Genomic DNA, 17,616 nt, shown 5'->3' with positions numbered 1-17,616 from the left:
ACCTCTTTCCAAGCGAATCCAGCGGTGCGCGCCGCCCCGGGGGGGGGGGCACCCCAAAATCTAGTGAGGTTAGGGGAAACATATTTAAATTAAAGTTTTGGGTAGGCCGGGGGGGGGTGTGAACCGCGCCGGCGGGGCCTTACACAACCCCCCCCCCACAACCAAAAAATTAAATAAAATAATTTTAACAAAACATTTATTTTTTTGGGGCGGCCCCCCCCCCCGGGGGGGGCCCCCACCGCTGGATTCGCTTGGAAAGAGGTGGCCCCCAATGTCATCGACCGTGCTTCCCGGTTTCACGCCGTGGCCCGCGGCCGACGCCGCACGGTACCGGTCCGCGCGCTGCTGGACCGGCGAGACGTTCGGCGACGTGCTGACCGCCCGCGCGGCGGCGACCCCGGAGGCGATCGCCGTCGTCGACGACACGCACCGCTGGACCTACGCCGAGCTCGACCACCGCTCCCGCGCGCTGGCCACCGGGCTTCGCCGTCTCGGGATCGCCCGGCACGACCGGGTGCTGGTGCAGTTGCCCAATCGCGCGGAGTTCGTGGAGGTGATCTTCGCGCTGTTCCGGCTCGGGGCGCTGCCGGTGTTCTGCCTGCCCGCGCACCGGCAGGCGGAGCTGGCGCCGATCGCCGAAGCGTCCGCGGCCACGGCGATGATCACCTGCGGCCTGCATCAGCGTTTCGACCATGCGGCACTGGCGGATTCGATCCGGCGGCAGGTCGGTTCGCTGCGGCATCTGCTCGTCGTCACCGATGGGGACGAGACGCTGCCCGAGGGCGCCCGCGATATCGGCGAATTCCGGGACATGCCGGGCGATCTGCCCGAGACCGACGCCGGTGATGTCGCGTTCCTGCAGCTGTCCGGCGGCAGCACCGGCATCCCGAAGCTCATCCCCCGCACCCACGACGACTACCTCTACAGCGTGCGGCGCAGCGCCCAGATCTGCGAACTCGACAGCGGCACCGTGTATCTCGCGACATTGCCCGTGGCGCACAACTTTCCGATGAGTTCGCCGGGCATCCTGGGCACGCTGTGGGCCGGAGGCACCGTGGCGCTGACGCCGGATCCGACTCCCGCCACGGCATTTCGGGCGATCGAGCGGTTCGGCGTCACCCTCACCGGACTGGTGCCGCCGCTGGCACGGCTGTGGGTGGAGCGGGCCGAGGCCGGTGACATCCCGGATCTGTCCAGCCTGCGGGTGGTGCAGGTGGGCGGGGCCCGCTGCCCGGAGGAGCTGGCGCGCCGGATCGGCCCCGCACTGGGAGCGACGCTGCAGCAGGTGTTCGGCATGGCCGAGGGCCTGGTCTGCTACACCCGGCTCGACGACCCGATCGACGTGGTCGTCGCCACCCAGGGGCGTCCCATGTCCGAGCACGACCGGCTCCGGGTGGTCGACGACGCGGGCGAGGAGGTGCCGCCGGGCACCGACGGCAACCTGATCACCAGCGGCCCCTACACGATTCGCGGCTACTACGACAATCCGGAGGCCGACGCCCGTAGCTTCACCGACGACGGCTGGTACCGCACCGGCGATATCGTGTGCGTGCGTCCCGACGGCAATCTGGTCGTGCAGGGACGCGCCGGGGACTGGGTGAACCGCGGCGGGGAGAAGGTGTCGGCGGAGGAGCTCGAGGCACACCTGCTGGCCCATCCGGGCATCCGCGATGCGGTGATCGTCGGCACCCCGGATCCCGTTCTCGGACAGCGCATCTGCGCCTTCGTGCAGCCCGGGGATCCGGCGGATGCGCTTACCCTGTCGACCGTGCGCGCCTTCGTGCGCGAGCGCGGCGTGGCGGCCTGGAAGATGCCCGACGCCGTTGTGGTCGTGGACAGCTTCCCGGAGACCGGGGTCGGCAAGACCAGCCGCCGGGAGCTGCGCGGGCTGCTCGCCGACCGGGCACCTTCGCGCTGACCGCCGGGGTGGCGCGGCCGCACCGGCCGCGCCGCCCGTCACGACAGCACGTCGAGCCACGATCCGAGCACGGGATCCGAAGCCAGCGTGGGGAAGTCGATGTGCTCGTGGCCCGCGGAGCGCCACTTCTCCACCAGGGACATGATCCGGACCGAGTCCAGCCCGGCATCCAGCAGATTGGTGTCGGCCGACAGCTCACCGGGGCCGACGCCCAATGCCGCTGCCACATCGTCGATTACGCGCTGGCGCGGGTCCGCCGCGATCTGCTCGCTGGTCATCTCATTCCTCTCGGTCGAAATCGGCGACGCCGCGCTTCCAGTACCCGGCGATCAGGGAATCCTTGGGGCCCACCCCCAGTTCGGCGCGCACCCAGCGGCGCAGCGGGCGCAGCCATCCGGCCTCTCCGGCCAGCCAGACGTAGATCCGTTGTCCCGCAGGCGCTGCCACCGTGCGCACCGCCTTCTCGAAGGCGTCGCCGGTGCCCGGTTCCGCGGCGCCGCGGTGCACCCAGCGCACCTCGATGCCGGGCGGCGGATCCAGCGCGATTTCCTCGGCGGCCGTGCCGACTTCGATGAACGCCCAGCCGGAGGCGTTGCGCGGCAGCCGTTCCAGCCACCGGGCGATGGCCGGGAGCGCGGTGATGTCGCCGCCGAACAGGTACTTGTCGTACGACTCGGGCACCACCACCCCACCGGGAGGCCCGGCGATGTGGATCCGGGTGCCCGGCGTGGCGGCCAGCGCCCATTCGGAGGCCAGGCCGCCGGGATGGAGGGCGAAGTCGATATCCAGCTCACCGTCCGCGGCGCTGTGGCGGCGCACCGTGTACTCCCGCGAGACCGGGCGCGGGTTGCCCCATTCCAGCGACAGGCCGTCGCGCTCCGGCAATCGGAGCACCCCGTCCTCGCACGGAAAGATCAGGCGCACATGCTCATCCGGGACGTAGCTGTGGAACCCGTGCAGTTCGGGTCCGCCGAACGTGATGCGCAGCAGCCCGGCCCCCACCTGCTCGGTGCGGAGCACCTCGAGCTCCCGCAGGCCGATCGGGTAGCCGACCTTGGCCCCGTGCGAGCCGGACAGCACATCGGCGATCCGCTCGGCGTAGGCGGCACGATCGGTCACTTCTCCTCCTCTCCTCGCAGCGGTCCGGCGGCGACCGCCACCAGCCCGCCGAGCACCAGCACCGACACCCCGTAGACCACGAGCGCGGCGCCCGGCGCGAACAATCGACCCATCAGACCCGCCACCATCGACCCGACCGCGGTGCCGGTGACCGACTGCACCATCAGCAGTCCCGACATCCGGCCCCGCAGTTCCTCGGGCGCCTGCTGCTGCAGCACCGTGTAGCGCAGCACCATGTTCACCGCCCGGGCCAGGCCGAACCCGGCCAGGCCCAGGAAGACCCAGGCGGCGTGCGACCACAGCCCGGCCACGATCACCCCGATCGGCATGAGCGCCAGCGAGACCAGCAGTGCCCGCCCGGGCTGGTGGGTGCGCCCGATCCAGCCGCTGGTCAGCGATCCGAGGACGGCCCCGGCACCGGGCGCGGCGTACAGCAGGCCCAGGGTCGTCGGGCCCGCGCCGAGTTCGACGTCGGCGAAGGCGGGCAGCAGCACCAGCGGGCCGCTCACCAGCATGGCGAGCAGGCCCACCAGCAGGACCGCGCGAATGTCGCGGTGCCGCACCGCGAATCCGATGCCCGCGAACAGTTCTCGCACCGGGTGGCCGGTGGCGCGGGCCGGTGGCGGCGCGGGGCCGATCGCCCGGATCAGCCCCACGGTCGCGGCGGTGGCGGCCGCGGCGATGAAAAACGCCAGGGCGACACCGGTTTCGGCGATGAGCACACCCGCCAGCGCCGGGGTGATCATCGTGCCGACGTCGGAGGTGAGGGCGGTCAGCGCTCCGGCGGCGGCCACCTTATCCCGTCCCACCAGCACGGGAACCAGTGCCATGAGGGTGGTTCCGCTCACCCCGCCCGCCAGGCCGTCGAGCACGGCGGCGACGTAGATCACGGGCAGCAGCGGATCCGGTAGCAGCGCATTGACACCCAGGATCAGAAACCCCAAACCCGCTGCGGTGCGCGACCATTGGATCACGTCGCGGCGGTCGTGCCGGTCGGCGAGCACGCCGCCGCCGAGGCTCCCGGCGAACAGCGCCACCGCCGTCACCGTCGCCACGGCGGCGACGTGCACCGACGAGCCGGTCAGCTCGTAGATCTGCACCGGTAGCGCCACCATGAGCAGCCCGATGCCCAGCACCGAGACCAGCCGGGCCGCGAACGCGCAGCGGAACCCGCGGCTGGTCCGCAGCGGGGAGATGTCGACGAGCAGTGCACTGGACACTGTCACCGGAACCGCTCCGCGAGGGTGTCGAGGGTGCTCATGACACCGCGGTAGTCGAGGCGGTAGCTGGCGGCCGGGAGGTCGAAGACGCGGTGCGCCTGGAACGCGGGAAGCCTTGCGTACAAGGGGTCTTCGGCGAGCTGCGCGCCGCTGCGCCCGCCCTCCAGCGGGAGCACGAACAGCACCGGGGCGTCGACGACGGTGGTCAGCAGCTCCGGGCTGAACGACACCCAGTCGGCGGCCGCGGCGCGGGCCGGATTGCCCGCCTTCGCCGCCACCTGGGTGTCGTTGCTGAACCCGACCTCCGCCAGCAGCGACGGCAGCGCGGCATCCGGCACGATCAGGGTCGGCTTCTGATCCTTGCGCGACTGGAAGTAGGCGGTCGCACCCGCCGGGACCCGGATCGACGACTTCACCTGCGCCACCTTGTCGCGATACGCGGCGATCAGGGCGTCGACCTTGTCGGCGCGGCCCACCACGTCGGCGATCAGCCGCAGCTGGTCCTGCCAGTTCACGGTGGCAGCCGGGACCAGCACGGTCGGCGCGATGGCGCTGAGCTGATCGTAGGCGTTGGCGGACTGCTGCGCCGGATAGCCCTGGCCGCCACCGATGATCAGGTCGGGCCGTTGGGACGCAATGAATTCCAGGTTGACGCCCTCGCCGATCGGGACCGCCGCGGTGCCCTGCCGCTTCGCGTCCTCGGCCCAGGCGGGCGGGAAGTCGCTGGTGAAGTTGTTGATACCGAGCACCCGCGCATCCGCGGCGGCCACCGGTGCGCCGAGGTCGTAGAGGTATCCGGCCAGGGCGCCGTTGAGCACGACGATGCGCTTCGGATCCGATGGCACGGCAACGGATCCGCGTTCGGTCTGCACCTGCCTGGTGTCGGAGGACGAGGCGGCGTCCGGGGTCGAGCCACAGCCCGCGACCGCCGCCAGGGCGAGTATCAGCAGGGCGACGGCGGCGCGCAGGCGGGCCGTCGATCGGTGGGAGGTCATGGCGGGGTGATCCTTCTTTCTGGTTGTGCGGGACGCTCAGCCGCGGATCGCGGGGTGCGCGTCGAGCAGCGCGGCGACCTCGGTCCAGCCCGGCGGGGACACGATGCCGAAGTGCGAGTAGGGAAGTCGGCGGACGACGATGTCGGCGCCCGCCGCGCGCCAGCCGCCGATCTGGGCGTTGCCGCGCTCCGGATCCGTGCCGGGGTCCGCGGCGTACAGCGCCAGCGGCCCGCCGTAGTGCGGTGGGTCCGACGCGGTGACCAGGCCGAGCAGCCGGGTCGCGGCGGAGCGGATCGCCGCCGCGAGTTCCGGTGCGTCGCTGGGGAGTTCGGGGAGCAGGTGGTCCAGTTCGGCGGGGTCGGACAGGGCCCGGCCCGCCCGTTCGACGAGATTCGGCAGCGGATGGGAATCGACGAGTCCCGCGAAGGCGACCTGCTCCCCTTCGGCCTCCAGTGCCGCGGCCAGCGCGTGCACGATGTTGCCGCCCAGCGAGTAGCCGAGCAGGTGGTAGGGGCCGCGCGGTTGGATGCGGCGCAGGGTTTCCAGGTAGTCGCGGGCGAGGTCGTCGATCGTCCGGGCCCGAATGTCGGTGCCGCTCAACGCCGGGAACTGCAATCCGATGATCGGCCGGTCGGCGCGCAGCAGCCGCGCCAGCGGCGCGAACTGCCACGCGGTGCCGCCGACCGGATGCACGCAGAACAGCGGCTCCGCCGATCCGGCGGTCCGCAGCTCCAGTACCGGATCCAATCGGCGCCCCACCATGGCGAGGCCGTCGGACAGTGTCGTCTCGCGCCCGGGCAGCTCGACGCGCGCGGCCAGCGCCCGCGCCGTGGGTGCCTCGAACACGTCGTCGAGGACCAACTCCAGGCCCGCGCGCCGCAGCCTGCCGGTCAGCCGGACCGCGGACAGCGAATGGCCGCCCGCAGCGAAAAAGTCGTCGTCCGCGCCGATTTCGGACAGCGACAGCACACCAGCCATGGCCGCGCGGATGGTATGCACCACGTCGCCCCCCTCCACCCCAAATTTTCCGGCGCGCTTGTGGCCGGAATCCACCCGACCCCGTGCGGCACTGTGGGTATCGGGTGCGTGGGAGGGCGCCGGGAGGGCCTTCCGGTCGATTTTGTCGCTGGGGGTGCGGGGGATGTCGTCGACCGTGATGAAGGCGGTGGGAATCATGTAGGCGGGCAAAGCTTTACGGAGGTCGGCGCGGACGGCGTCGATGTCGGGAACCGCGCCGGAACCCGCGAGGAGGTAGGCGACCAGGCACTGATCGCCGGGGGTGTCCTCGCGCAGCAGCACGACGGCCTGGGCGATGCCGTCGCAGGCGAGCAGCGCGGATTCGATGTCGCCCAGCTCGATTCGCTGCCCGCGCAGCTTCACCTGGCTGTCGGTGCGGCCCACGTAGTCCAGTTCGCCGTGCGAGCCCCACTTGACCAGATCGCCGGTGCGGTACATCCGTTCGCCGCGTCCACCGGGATCGGCGACGAACGCTCCGGCGGTCAGGTCGGGGCGGGCGAAGTATCCGCGTGCCAGCTGCACCCCGGTCAGATACAGCTCGCCGACCACCCCCGGCGGCACCGGGCGCAGGCGCTCGTCGAGGACACGGACTCCGGCGCCGCGGGGCGGCTGCCCGATCGGCACCGAGCCGGTATCGCTGTCGGTCGTCACGTGGTAGGTGATGCACACCGCGGCCTCGGTGGGGCCGTACAGGTTGTTCACCCGGGCACCGGTGCGGGCCCTGATGCGGTGCGCGGTGCCGGGCGGCAGCGGCTCGCCGCCGGTGAATACGCAGCGCAGGTCGGCGTATCCGGCCAGGTCGCCCTCCTCGGCGAGCACGGCGAGCAGCGACGAGGTCATCTGCGCGGCCGTCACCCGCTCCCTGCGCATCAGCTCGGCCTGGTAGTAGGGATCGCGGTGGCCGTTGCGCCGGGCGATGACGATCCGCGCGCCGACGTGCAACGGCAGGAACACCTCGAGCAGCGAGGCGTCGAAGATGGCGGGCGTCCGGTACAGCATGGTGTCGCCCGGCCCGAAGCGGTGCTGCCGCTGCAGCCATTCGAACGTGTTCACGATGGCCGCGTGGCTGACGCTCACCCCTTTGGGTACGCCGGTGGATCCGGAGGTGAACAGCAGATACGCGCAGTTCTCGGGGCGCAGCGGGGCGACTCGTTCGGCATCGGTGACCGGGGTGGCGGCGAAGGCGCTCAAATCGAGTTCGTCGACGGCGACGACCGGTGCGCGCTCGGTGCCGAACGCGTCCGCCGCGATACCCAGAACCAGTGCCGGAGCGGCCGTTTCGAGTATGCGGTCCACCCGCTGGGCGGGCTGGCCGGGGTCCACCGGCAGCAGGACTCCGCCGGATCGGCACACCGCATGGGCCGCGATCACCTGGTCGATGCCGCGGTGCATGGCGACCGCGACGACGGTTTCGGGCCTCACGCCGCGCGAAATCAGCCAGCGGGCAAGGCGATCGGCTCGAGCGTGGAATTCGCGGTAGGTGAGCGTGACACCGTCGGCGGTGACGGCCGGGGCCTCGGGATCGTAGTCTCCGGACCCCCACGTGGCGAGGGTGTCTCCGCGAGTCGCCAGATACGTTGCCGTCTCGGTGATCTCGTCGACGGTGGCCTCGGGATCCGCCACGAGCGCGGTCAGTATCGCGGCGAGCGTGTCCGCGAGCCGCGTGGCCGATGTTTGCGGCACCGCGGCCGGATCGTGGTGCAGCAGTAGCTCGAATCGTGCGCCGGGCAGTGCCGTCACCGTGATCGGATAGTGGGTGAGGCTGTGCACCGCCACGTCCACCACCCGAAGATCGTGGGAATCGGGCTGCCGCAGACCGGATTTCGGGAAGTTCTCGAAGACGACGAGGGTATCGAACAGACGGCCGTGTCCCCCGGCCCGTTCCACCGTGGCCAGCCCGAGGTAGCCGTGCGCCTGCATGTCGAATGCGGACTGCTGGAACTGCGTCAGCTGGCCGATCACCGGCGCGCGGGTGTCCAGGCGCATCCGGACCGGGACCGTGTTGCTGAACAGTCCCACCGTCTTCTCGACATCGCGCAGGTCCGCGGGGCGGCCGGAGACGACCGTGCCGAAGACCACGTCGGTGCGGCCGAGATGAGCGGCCAGGGTGAGCGCCCACGCGCCCTGAATGAGGGTGTTCATGGTGAGGCCGTACCGTCGACCGACGGTTTCCAGATCTTCGGAAGTTTTGTCCGGCAACGGGACTCGCATCTTCACGGCCTGGGATCGGCGGCCCGAGATGCCGACGAGCGTCGGTGCCGGGAGGCCGGACAGGTAGGTGCGCCAGCGGTCCAGCTCCGCCTCCGCGTCGCGGGCGGACAGCCACGCCAGATAGTCGCCGTAGTAGCCCGGTTCGGGCAGCAGGCCGTCGTCGCCGTGGTACAGCGCGAGCGTCTCGCGCAGCATGATCGGGATCGACCAGCCGTCCGCGAGCAGGTGATGTGCCGTGAGCACCAGGCGCTGCGAGGAATCGGTGAGACGGATCAGCAAGGCGCGCACCAGCGGTGGACGGGCGATATCGAAGGGCTCGGCGCCTTCGCGCAGCTCGAGCTCCCGGGCCGCGGTGTCGATGTCGCCGACGGGAAGTCCGCGCAAATCCTCTACGCGCCAGGATGTTTCGGGCATGCGAGGCACGATCTGGACGGGTTGATCGAACCGTTCGTAACTGAACGCCGCACCGAGGTTCGGATGCCGGGCCAGCATGCGCCGGAACGCGGCCGCCAGGCGATCCGGATCGACGGCACCGCCGAGCTCGAAACGCGCCGTCATGGTGTAGACGTCATCGGCGCCATCGCGCAGCGCGTGGAAAAGCAGGCCCTCCTGCAACGGCGACAGCGGGAGCACATCGGCAATAGGGCCATACTGCCCGGTCAGCGCCTCCATGACCCCGGGCGGCAACGCGCCGGACAGCCCCGCGCCGTTCCCGCCACCGCCCGCCCGGCCATCGCCAGACCTGTTGCCGGGAGAGGCGTTGCCGAGGCCCTCGCCGGGAGAGGCGTCGTTGCCGGGGGTGGGTTCGGCGAGGGTGGCCAGGTCGGCGAGGGTGCGGCGGGTGAGCAGTTGTCGGGGGGACAGGATCAGGCCGCGGTCGCGGAGGCGGCTGCTGACGGTGATGGCGGTGATGCTGTCGCCACCAGCGGCGAAGAAGTCGTCGTCGATGCTCACCGCGTCGTCGGCGAGTGCCGCGGCGACGATTTCGCGGAGCGCGTGTTCGGCCGGGGTGGACGGTGCCCGCCCGCCGCCGTCGGACGGCGGGTCGGGCAGTGCGGCGCGGTCGAGTTTGCCGTTGACGGTGCGCGGGAGTTCGTCGACCACGACGATGCGCGACGGCACCAGGTGGTCGGGCACCACGCTCGCGAGGCGGTCGCGTAATCGCGTGGAGTCCCATGCCGCGGGATCACCGGCCGGTACCGCGTAGCCGATCAGCGTTGGGCGGCCCGCGATCTCGCGTGTGTCGGCGCCCGCCGCCCGCACCTCCGGCAGGGCGCCGAGCGCGGCCTCCACCTCGCCGAGTTCGACCCGGTGTCCGCGAATCTTCACCTGGGCATCGGCGCGTCCCGCGTATTCGTAGCCGCTCCCGGGTACCCAGCGTGCCCGGTCCCCCGTGCGATACATGCGCGCCCCCGCGGGGCCGAACGGGTCGGGGACGAACCGTTCGGCGGTGGCCGCCGCCCGCCCGAGATACCCGCGGGCGAGTTGCGGCCCCGCCAGATACAGTTCCCCGACCCGATCGTCGCCGACGACCTGTAATCCGTTGTCCAGCAGGTAAACCCGAGTTCCGGGCAGCGGATATCCGATGTGCGGAGTCGCCCCCGACACCCACGCGCGGATGGCATCGACGGTCGACTCCGTCGGCCCGTACATGTTGACCGCCGTCAGCCCGGCACGCTGGATGTCCTGCCACAGGCCCGGCGGACAGGCATCCCCGCCGAGCACCAGCAGCCGCGGCGCGACGTCGGCCAGTCCGTGATCCATCAGCGCCGCGACCAGGCCGGGCGTGCCGTCCACCACATCGATTCCGTCGCGCTCGAACGCCGCCACCAGGGCGGCGGGATCGCGCCGAATCTCGCTGTCGTACACGTGAATCCGGTTCCCGTCCAGCATCCACAGCAGCGGATCCAGCGCGGCGTCGAACGCGAACGACGTCGTATGTGCCACGGCCACAGGCCGATTCCCCGCCCGCGCCACGGTCTCGGCGAAGACCCCAGACCGATGCACGGCCAGCAACCGCGCCAGCGCACCATGCTCCACCTGCACACCCTTGGGCCGCCCCGTCGACCCCGAGGTATAGATCAGATAAGCGGCATGCCCGGGCCGAACCGGGCCCCCGAGTTCCGCCGCCGTCATGGGAGCCCCGGACTGCCGAGACAACTCGGCCCGATACTCCGCACCATCGACCACGACAAGGCGAGTAACCGACGTGGCGGCGGAAGCGGTTCCGCCTACCAACTCCCCGGCCAGGGCGGCGTCGGTGAGGACCAGGGCGGGCGCCGCGTCTTCGATCGTCGCGCGCAGGCGCGGCGCGGGATGTTCCGGGTCCAGCGGCAGGAAGACTCCGCCCGCCCGCCAGACGGCGAACAACGACACCACGAACTCCGCGGTGCGCGGCAAGGCGACGCCGACGATCGTCTCCGGCCCCACTCCCCTGCCGCGCAGGTATCGCGCGAGACCATCGACCCGGCAACCGAATTCGGCCGCCGTCCACTCCACCCCGTCCACCGCCAGCACGATCGCGCCGGGACGCTCGACCACGAGCCGGTCCCATGCCTCGGGCACCAGCTCCCCCGAATCCGCACGCCCCGGGGCGGATCTGGCGGCCTGCAAGCCCTGTTGTTCGGTGCGGTCGATCAGTTCGAGGGCGCCGACCGGGAGCTTGTCCGTACCGGTGAAGGACTCGATCGCTCGGACCAGGCCCGCGATCCGCCTGTGCACGACCTCCGGATCGTTGGTTCGCGCATCGGATTCGAAGCCGAGCAGGATCGTGCCGTCGGTCTGCGGCGTCACGGTCAGGCCCAGATCCTCGGGCGGTCCGCCGGCCACATTGCGCAGGATGCCGCGGGCGCCGTCGAAATCCAGGGAGAAGTCGAAGACCTTGAGGTTGACGCCGACGCCGTGCAGTAGCTCGCCCGCGCCGTAGCCGTGGAAGTCCCGCGCGAGATCGTCACCGCTGTAACGCTGATGCGCCCGGATGTCGCGTAGCGCCGCGGCGACCCGCGGCCCGAGTTCCCCGATCCGATCGTCGGCGCGGACCCGCACCCGCAGCGGCAGCACGTTCACCGCCATCGCCGGGGTCGTCAGCGCCGCCCGGCCGACCCGGCCCATGAGCAGCATCGAGAGCACCACATCTGAGGTGCCGAGCTGCCGGTGCAGATACGCGGCATACCCCGCCACCAGCACATCCGCCCAGGTGATGCCGTAGCGGTCGGCACATTCGCGCAGCCCGGTGGCGGCCTCGGCGGGCAGCACCGCCTCGGCGCGAATCGTCCGCTCCACCGCACCGCCCAGGTGCTTGCCGCGGCCGTCGAGATCCGGCCAGGGCGTCAGTTGTTCCCGCCAGAACAGCCGGTCCTGTTCGAACCGCGCACCGGCACGATAGTCGCGCTCCTCGGCGACCAACTCCGCGATCGTCCCGAAAGTCGGTGCGGGCGCCGGGATTTCGCGACGAAGGGCGGTGTAGTGGGCGGCGACCCGGCGCGACAGCAGCGCGGCACTGTAGCCGTCGACGATCAGGTGGTGGTACAGCTGCACACACCACACCTCGGTATCGGCGACCCTGATCAGCGTGTAGCTGTACAGCTGCCGATCGACCATGCCGCGGCAGTGCTCCGCGGCGCGCTGCCGCTCCAGCGCCACGGCCTCGTGCGCCAGCGCCACCGGATCCGCGGCCGCGCGCAGGTCGATCGTCGGGCGCAGCTCCGCCACCGCATCGGCGACGAATTGCCTTGGCCCCTCGGCTGTTTCGTAGATCCGCAGCCGCATGTTCTCGGCCTCGCCCACGGTGCGGCGAATGGCCTCGGCGAGCAGGGCGACGTCGATCGGGTCGTCGCCGGAGATCTCGAGAACCTCACCGACCAGGTAGCGCCCCGATTCGGGGTCGAACCGCTGGGCGTTCCAGATGCCCAGCTGCGGCCCGGTCAACGGCAACCCGGGATGGTCGGCGCTCGAGTCCTGTTCGGCCCGCGACACGGCAACTCCCTTCACCCATACAACATTCACCTGCGGACGCTTTCCCAACGACGGGAAACCGACATAGCGGAATAGGTTAGCCTAACCTTGCTTAGAGTGGGTAACCTTCGTCCGTTCGCCCACGTCACAGCACCCGCACGGCGTTCTCGGCCAGCGGAACCACCAGTGGCGCACCGGTTTCCGGATCGTCGACGATGCGGCACCCGAGATCGAAGACCTCCCGCACGAGTTCGGCGGTCACGATCTCCCGCGGCGCACCGGCCGCGACCACCCGGCCGTCCTTCATGGCGATCAGGTGATCGGCGTACCGGAACGCGTGGTTCAGGTCGTGCAGCACCGCGACCACGGTGCGGCCCGAATCCCGCTGCAGCGACCGGCACAGATCGAGCAACTGGATCTGATGGGCGATATCGAGGTAGGTGGTGGGTTCGTCGAGCAGGATCACCGGCGTGTCCTGCGCGAGAACCATGGCGATCCACACCCGCTGGCGCTGCCCGCCGGACAGTTCACCGACCGCGCGGGCGGACAGCTCCGTCACGCCCGTGGCGGCCATCGCCGCGGCCACCGCGTGCTCGTCGGCCCGTGACCACTGACGCAGGAGTGACTGGTGCGGATAGCGACCGCGCGCCACCAGGTCGGCGACCCGGATCCCGTCCGGCGCCGTGGAGGTCTGCGGGAGCAGCCCGACGCGCCGGGCCACCTCCTTCGGCGGATACGCGGTGATCGACTTCCCGTCCAGCAGCACCGCACCGGATTCCGGTGTCAGCAACCGCGCGAGCGCCCGCAGCAGCGTGGACTTGCCGCAGGCGTTCGGGCCGATGATCACGGTGAACGCGCCGTCCGGAATGTCCACGGAGAGTTGGTCGCTGATGGTGCGCCCCCGGTAGCCCAGCCGCACCCGATCGGCCCGCAGCCGGGCCGCCCCCGATCCGGATTCGCCTGCGGGACCGTGCTTTTCGTTCATCGTCTATCCCTAGTTCCGTCGAGCCTCGGCCACCAGCAGGTACGCCAGGTACATCCCGCCGATCGATACGGTGACGACACCGACCGGCAGGGTCGTGGGCGCGAAGACCCGCTGGGCAACCCAGTCGCTCACGACCAGCAGCAGCGCCCCCATGGCCGCGGCCGGTAGCAGCGGGATGGCGGGCGCGCGGGCCAACCGGCGCCCCAACTGCGGGGCGGCCAGCGCCACGAAGGCGATCGGGCCCGCGACCGCGGCGGCCACCGCGGTCAGCGCGACGCTCAGCACGACCAGCAGCAGCCGCGCCCGCCCGGCCCGGACGCCGAACGACCGCGCCAGATCGTCGCCCAGTTCCAGGATCTGCAACCGCGGCGCGGCCGGAATCAGCGCGACGGCCAGCCCGGCCAGGATGATCAGCACGGGCCCGACCTGCGACCACGACACCCCGTTCAGCGATCCGAGGCCCCACGCGGCCGCCGACATCGCCGCGTCCAGGTCCGCGCGCAGGATCAGCCAGGTGTTGACCGAGGCCAGCATGGCGCTGACGCCGATGCCGACGATGATCAGCCGGAAGCCGGTCACGTTGTGCCGCAACGCCAGCACCTGGATCACCAGCGCCGTGGCCAGGCCGCCGATCAGCGCACCGGCGGCCGTCGGGAACTCCCCGCCACCCAGCGCCAGGATCACGATCAGGGCGCCGGTGTAGGCGCCGGTGGTGAAGCCGACGATATCGGGACTGCCCAACGGATTTCGCGTCACCGACTGCAGGATCGCGCCGCTCACGCCGAGCGCGGCGCCGAGCGCCAGCGCCAGCACGACGCGGGGGAACCGCCACTCCCACACGACGAGCCGGTCGAACCTGTCGCTGCCGACGAACAGCGCCCGCAACACCCGATCCGGCGGTATCGCGTAGTCGCCGGTGCCGAGGGCCAGCACGGCGACGGCCAGCGCCGCCGCCACGAGGATCACGCACACGACCACGCCGCGCACACCCACCCGCGCGGTCAGACGCGGGGCGCGAAGCACCAGCATCCGGCGGCCGAAATCGACGCGGGCGGTCATGTCGCGCTCACCGTCGGCCGCCGGGCCAGCCAGATCAGCGCCGGGGCGCCGAGGAATGCGGCCACCAGTCCAGCCGGTACCTCGTCCGGCCGAATCACTATGCGGCCCAGCACATCCGCCGCCAGCACCAGGATCGGGGCCAGCAGCATCGAATACGCGACGATCCACCGCTGGTCCGGCCCGACGATCCAGCGGGCGATGTGCGGCACGGCCAGGCCGACGAAGGCGATCGGGCCCACCGCGGCGGTCGCCGTGCCGCACAGCAGCGTCAGCGCGCCCGCGGTGAGCAGCCGCGTGCGCCCGACCCGGACACCCAGGGCATGCGCGAGGTCCTCGCCGAGCGCGACGGCGTTGAGCGAACGCGCGGCGATCACGGCGGCCACCACGCCGACGGCGATGAACGGCGCGGCCCCGGCGATGATGTCGTAGCCGCGGTCGGTCAGCGATCCGGAATCCCACTGCCGCATCTCGTCGAACGCCTTGGCGTTCAACAGGATCATGCCCTTGGTCAGCCCCGACAGCACGGCGGTCACGGCAACCCCGGCCAGCGTCAGCCGGATGGGATCGGCGCCCTGCCGTCCCGCCGTGCCCAGCCGATAGACCACCACCGACACCGCCGCCGCCCCGGCGAATCCGAACCACACATAGGACGTGATGCCCGACACGCCGAGGAAGGCGACCGCGATCGTGATCGCGAACGCGGCCCCGGCGTTGATGCCGAGCAGGCCGGGATCGGCCAGCGGGTTGCGGGTCAGCCCCTGCATCAGGCACCCCGCGACCCCGAGCGCGATGCCCGCCAGCAGGCCGAGCAGGGTGCGCGGCACCCGGTAACCGGTGACGATCAGTCCGTCGGCGGACCCGTCGCTACCCGTCAGCGCGGCCCAAACATCCGATACGGGAATGGCTTTCGCGCCGACCAGGAGGCTGACGACGCACACGCCCGCCAGCACCGACACCGCCAGGAACCAGCCGGGCCAGCGGCGGGCGGGAGTGAACGACGGCGTGCGGTCGACCGCTAGGACGCCCATCGGCCACCACAGCAACCATCCTGCTCACACCCGGAGGGCAATTTCGAGTTTTCCATCTGGCGTTCTCCCCAACAGGTTCGTGCAGGTCAAGCGGTTATACCGGGTCGCAATGACCGTCTTTTCAGACTAGGTTAGCCTAACCTAGCCCTTGATAGCTAAGGCTTGCCTACCTTACTGTGTCGCTTGTCCGATTCACAGTCGGCACTCAGGTACCCCTGAGCCGGCACACAGCTTCGGCGGCGGTACGAGGACCGTCATCGAGGCTCGAAACGGACAGCGCTGCAAGGAGTTACACGATGATGAGGGAAACGATGAACAGCCTGTCACATGTGACCTGACCGGTCGGAAACCCTTCTTTTCCTTAACCGACAGTCGATTTCGCCGACTGCCGGGCATTCACTCGTGCCCTGCGGCATCCCGTGTCGCAACGAGAGAGACCGAGAAAGGTTCACCGACTTTGAAATTCACCAAGTTAGCCTTGGCGACCGTGACCGTCGGCGCCGTCCTGGGCACCGCCACCGGTACGGCACAGGCGAGCCCGGCCGCGGTGGCACCGGTCAACTACACCGCCGACACCACCGAGAAGTCGACGATCATCAAGACCGATTCCGGGTCGATGGCCGTCGAGAATGGGGTGTTCAAGATCAAGGCGGCCAACGGAGCCACCGTGGCCGGGACCGAACTCGGCTTCCGCGTCGATGATTTCGTGTTCCCGATCGCCGCCGACATCACCGGCCGCACCGCCACCCTCACCCCACAGTTCGACCTCGCCCACGCGGTATACAAACCCGTCGCACTGCCATTCGAAGACACCGCCCCCTGGAAAACACCCTACGACCGCGAAAAAGACGCCTGGAGCCGCATGACCGCCACCATCGCCCTCGGCGCCTCCATCGGCACCCTCGTCGGCGGCATCGGCGGCGGCGCCGTCGGCTGCATCCTCGGCGGCATCGCCGGGGCCACCGTCGCCGCCGCCACCATCGTCGGCATGTTCGGCCCCTTCATCCCCGCCGCCGCCGTCGGCTGCCTCGGCGGCATCATCGCCATCGGCGCCCTCGGCACCCTCGCCGGACAAATCCTGGTCACCGCACCCGTCGCCATCATGGCCGCGGCCCAGTACTTCACCACCATCAACCAGCCGATGCCACCCGCACCGGCCAAATAACGCGATATCCGAACGGCGTGGGACCGAACTCGACAGGTCTCACGCCGTTCGGCCGTCAGCCCCGATAGCCCATCCGGCGGCTGATGCCCGCCGCGCCGACCGCGACCAGCTGCGCCACCTCCGCGAAGCGGTCCGGGCCCAGCCGGTAGGACGGGCCCGAAACACTCAGCGCCGCAACGACCGAACCGGTGTGGTCGCGCACCGGCGCGCCGACCGCGTTCAGCCCGATCTCGAGTTCCTCGCACACACTGGCCCAGCCGTTCGCGCGGACCTCGTCCAGCTGTGCGGTGAGATCGGCGACGCTGGCCAGCGTGTTGTCGGTGTAGGTCTCGAGCTTGCCGCCGAAACGCTTACGCACCTCGGTGGTTTCGAGGGCGGCCAGCAGCGCCTTGCCGCTCGAGGTGGCATGCGCCGGGCAACTGCGGCCGACCCAGGTCCGCAGGGCGACCGAGCCGGTGCCCATGGCCTCGACGATATTGATGATCCGATTGCCGTCCAGCACGGCCATGGTCGTCGTCTCGCCGGATTCGGCCGCCAGCATGTTGCAGGTGCCCTGGCTCTGCCCGACGAGGTCGAGCTGTGCGCTGGTGGACCCGGCCAGCCGGACGATGGAGAAGCCGAGCCGATACTTGCCGCGGTCGCTCAGCTGCTCGACGTATCCCCGTGATTCCAGCACCGTGATCAACCGGGAGACGGTAGATTTGTGCACGCCGAGTTCGCTGGCGATCTCCGTGACACCGGCCTGGCCGAGCTTGGCGATGATCTCCATGACGAGCAGCGCGCGGTCGACGGATTGCACCGCAGCAACCCGCCCGCTGTCGCCCTCATCCTGTTTTGCCATGACAGGGCCATTGTAGTCGGATACGGGCCCGTTGCCTGGGCGCGGCCGACCGCGGCGCCGGTTGCGTTCCTGCCGCTGCGACCGAAGCGCCTGTCCGGCATGGC

General features: G+C 70.5%; 11 protein-coding genes. 2 read left to right on the top strand and 9 right to left on the bottom strand.

The genetic code is table 11. The features are described 5' to 3' along the window. Positions 1 to 271: 271 nt before the first annotated feature. Positions 272 to 1,918, top strand: a complete 1,647-nt coding sequence (locus QH290_RS33610; RefSeq protein ID WP_280387319.1) for a (2,3-dihydroxybenzoyl)adenylate synthase — start codon at positions 272 to 274, stop codon at positions 1,916 to 1,918. Positions 1,919 to 1,956: 38 nt separating this feature from the next. Here QH290_RS33610 and QH290_RS33605 read toward each other — a convergent pair whose 3' ends face one another. The 8 genes from QH290_RS33605 to QH290_RS33570 all read right to left on the bottom strand — a co-directional run bounded on the left by QH290_RS33605 (position 1,957) and on the right by QH290_RS33570 (position 15,506). After that, the gene (locus QH290_RS33605) at positions 1,957 to 2,196 is read right to left on the bottom strand and encodes a phosphopantetheine-binding protein (protein ID WP_280387317.1); all 240 of its coding nucleotides are present in this window, start codon (positions 2,194 to 2,196) and stop codon (positions 1,957 to 1,959) included. 1 nt (position 2,197) lies between these two features. Continuing rightward, positions 2,198 to 3,037: a siderophore-interacting protein gene (locus QH290_RS33600; RefSeq protein ID WP_280269926.1), complete on the bottom strand. Its 840-nt coding sequence runs from the start codon at positions 3,035 to 3,037 to the stop codon at positions 2,198 to 2,200. Further along, positions 3,034 to 4,263 carry an enterobactin transporter EntS gene (gene entS / locus QH290_RS33595; protein WP_280269925.1) on the bottom strand — a complete coding sequence of 410 codons (1,230 nt, stop codon included), beginning with the start codon at positions 4,261 to 4,263 and terminating at the stop codon, positions 3,034 to 3,036. Before entS ends, QH290_RS33600 begins: the two co-directional genes overlap by 4 nt. Beyond that, on the bottom strand, positions 4,260 to 5,252 hold the full coding sequence (locus QH290_RS33590; RefSeq protein ID WP_280269924.1) for an ABC transporter substrate-binding protein: 993 nt from the start codon (positions 5,250 to 5,252) through the stop codon (positions 4,260 to 4,262). The genes entS and QH290_RS33590 overlap by 4 nt, the downstream gene beginning before the upstream one ends. Positions 5,253 to 5,288: 36 nt before the next feature. Continuing rightward, entirely contained in the window at positions 5,289 to 12,455 is a 7,167-nt protein-coding gene (locus QH290_RS33585) for a non-ribosomal peptide synthetase (protein ID WP_280387315.1), read from the bottom strand. Between the two features lie 124 nt (positions 12,456 to 12,579). Then, on the bottom strand, positions 12,580 to 13,419 hold the full coding sequence (locus QH290_RS33580; RefSeq protein WP_280387313.1) for an ABC transporter ATP-binding protein: 840 nt from the start codon (positions 13,417 to 13,419) through the stop codon (positions 12,580 to 12,582). Between the two features lie 9 nt (positions 13,420 to 13,428). Continuing rightward, the gene (locus QH290_RS33575; protein ID WP_280269515.1) at positions 13,429 to 14,478 is read right to left on the bottom strand and encodes a FecCD family ABC transporter permease; all 1,050 of its coding nucleotides are present in this window, start codon (positions 14,476 to 14,478) and stop codon (positions 13,429 to 13,431) included. Continuing rightward, positions 14,475 to 15,506, bottom strand: a complete 1,032-nt coding sequence (locus tag QH290_RS33570; RefSeq protein ID WP_280387311.1) for an iron chelate uptake ABC transporter family permease subunit — start codon at positions 15,504 to 15,506, stop codon at positions 14,475 to 14,477. Before QH290_RS33570 ends, QH290_RS33575 begins: the two co-directional genes overlap by 4 nt. Positions 15,507 to 15,963: 457 nt before the next feature. Between QH290_RS33570 and QH290_RS33565 the strand changes: the two genes are divergently transcribed. Continuing rightward, positions 15,964 to 16,671, top strand: a complete 708-nt coding sequence (locus tag QH290_RS33565) for a DUF8020 domain-containing protein (protein WP_280269517.1) — start codon at positions 15,964 to 15,966, stop codon at positions 16,669 to 16,671. A gap of 55 nt (positions 16,672 to 16,726) precedes the next feature. Here QH290_RS33565 and QH290_RS33560 read toward each other — a convergent pair whose 3' ends face one another. Then, a complete protein-coding gene (locus QH290_RS33560) occupies positions 16,727 to 17,512 on the bottom strand; it encodes an IclR family transcriptional regulator (RefSeq protein ID WP_280269518.1) in 786 nt (261 codons plus the stop codon). Positions 17,513 to 17,616: the final 104 nt, after the last annotated feature.

It is taken from the genome of Nocardia wallacei (assembly GCF_029869545.1).
In the GTDB taxonomy this organism is placed as follows: Bacteria; Actinomycetota; Actinomycetes; order Mycobacteriales; family Mycobacteriaceae; genus Nocardia; species Nocardia wallacei_A.
The sequence above is the reverse complement of the archived record's forward strand: the minus strand, read 5'-3'. Positions and strand labels throughout refer to the sequence as shown.

What these genes read in the sequence shown, in the direction of transcription:
- QH290_RS33610 (WP_280387319.1), top strand. Translation starts at nt 272, where the DNA reads ATGTCATCGACCGTGCTTCCCGGTTTCACGCCGTGGCCCGCGGCCGAC.
- QH290_RS33580 (WP_280387313.1), bottom strand. Translation starts at nt 13,419, where the DNA reads ATGAACGAAAAGCACGGTCCCGCAGGCGAATCCGGATCGGGGGCGGCC.
- QH290_RS33560 (WP_280269518.1), bottom strand. Translation starts at nt 17,512, where the DNA reads ATGGCAAAACAGGATGAGGGCGACAGCGGGCGGGTTGCTGCGGTGCAA.
- QH290_RS33575 (WP_280269515.1), bottom strand. Translation starts at nt 14,478, where the DNA reads ATGACCGCCCGCGTCGATTTCGGCCGCCGGATGCTGGTGCTTCGCGCC.
- QH290_RS33570 (WP_280387311.1), bottom strand. Translation starts at nt 15,506, where the DNA reads ATGGGCGTCCTAGCGGTCGACCGCACGCCGTCGTTCACTCCCGCCCGC.
- QH290_RS33605 (WP_280387317.1), bottom strand. Translation starts at nt 2,196, where the DNA reads ATGACCAGCGAGCAGATCGCGGCGGACCCGCGCCAGCGCGTAATCGAC.
- QH290_RS33590 (WP_280269924.1), bottom strand. Translation starts at nt 5,252, where the DNA reads ATGACCTCCCACCGATCGACGGCCCGCCTGCGCGCCGCCGTCGCCCTG.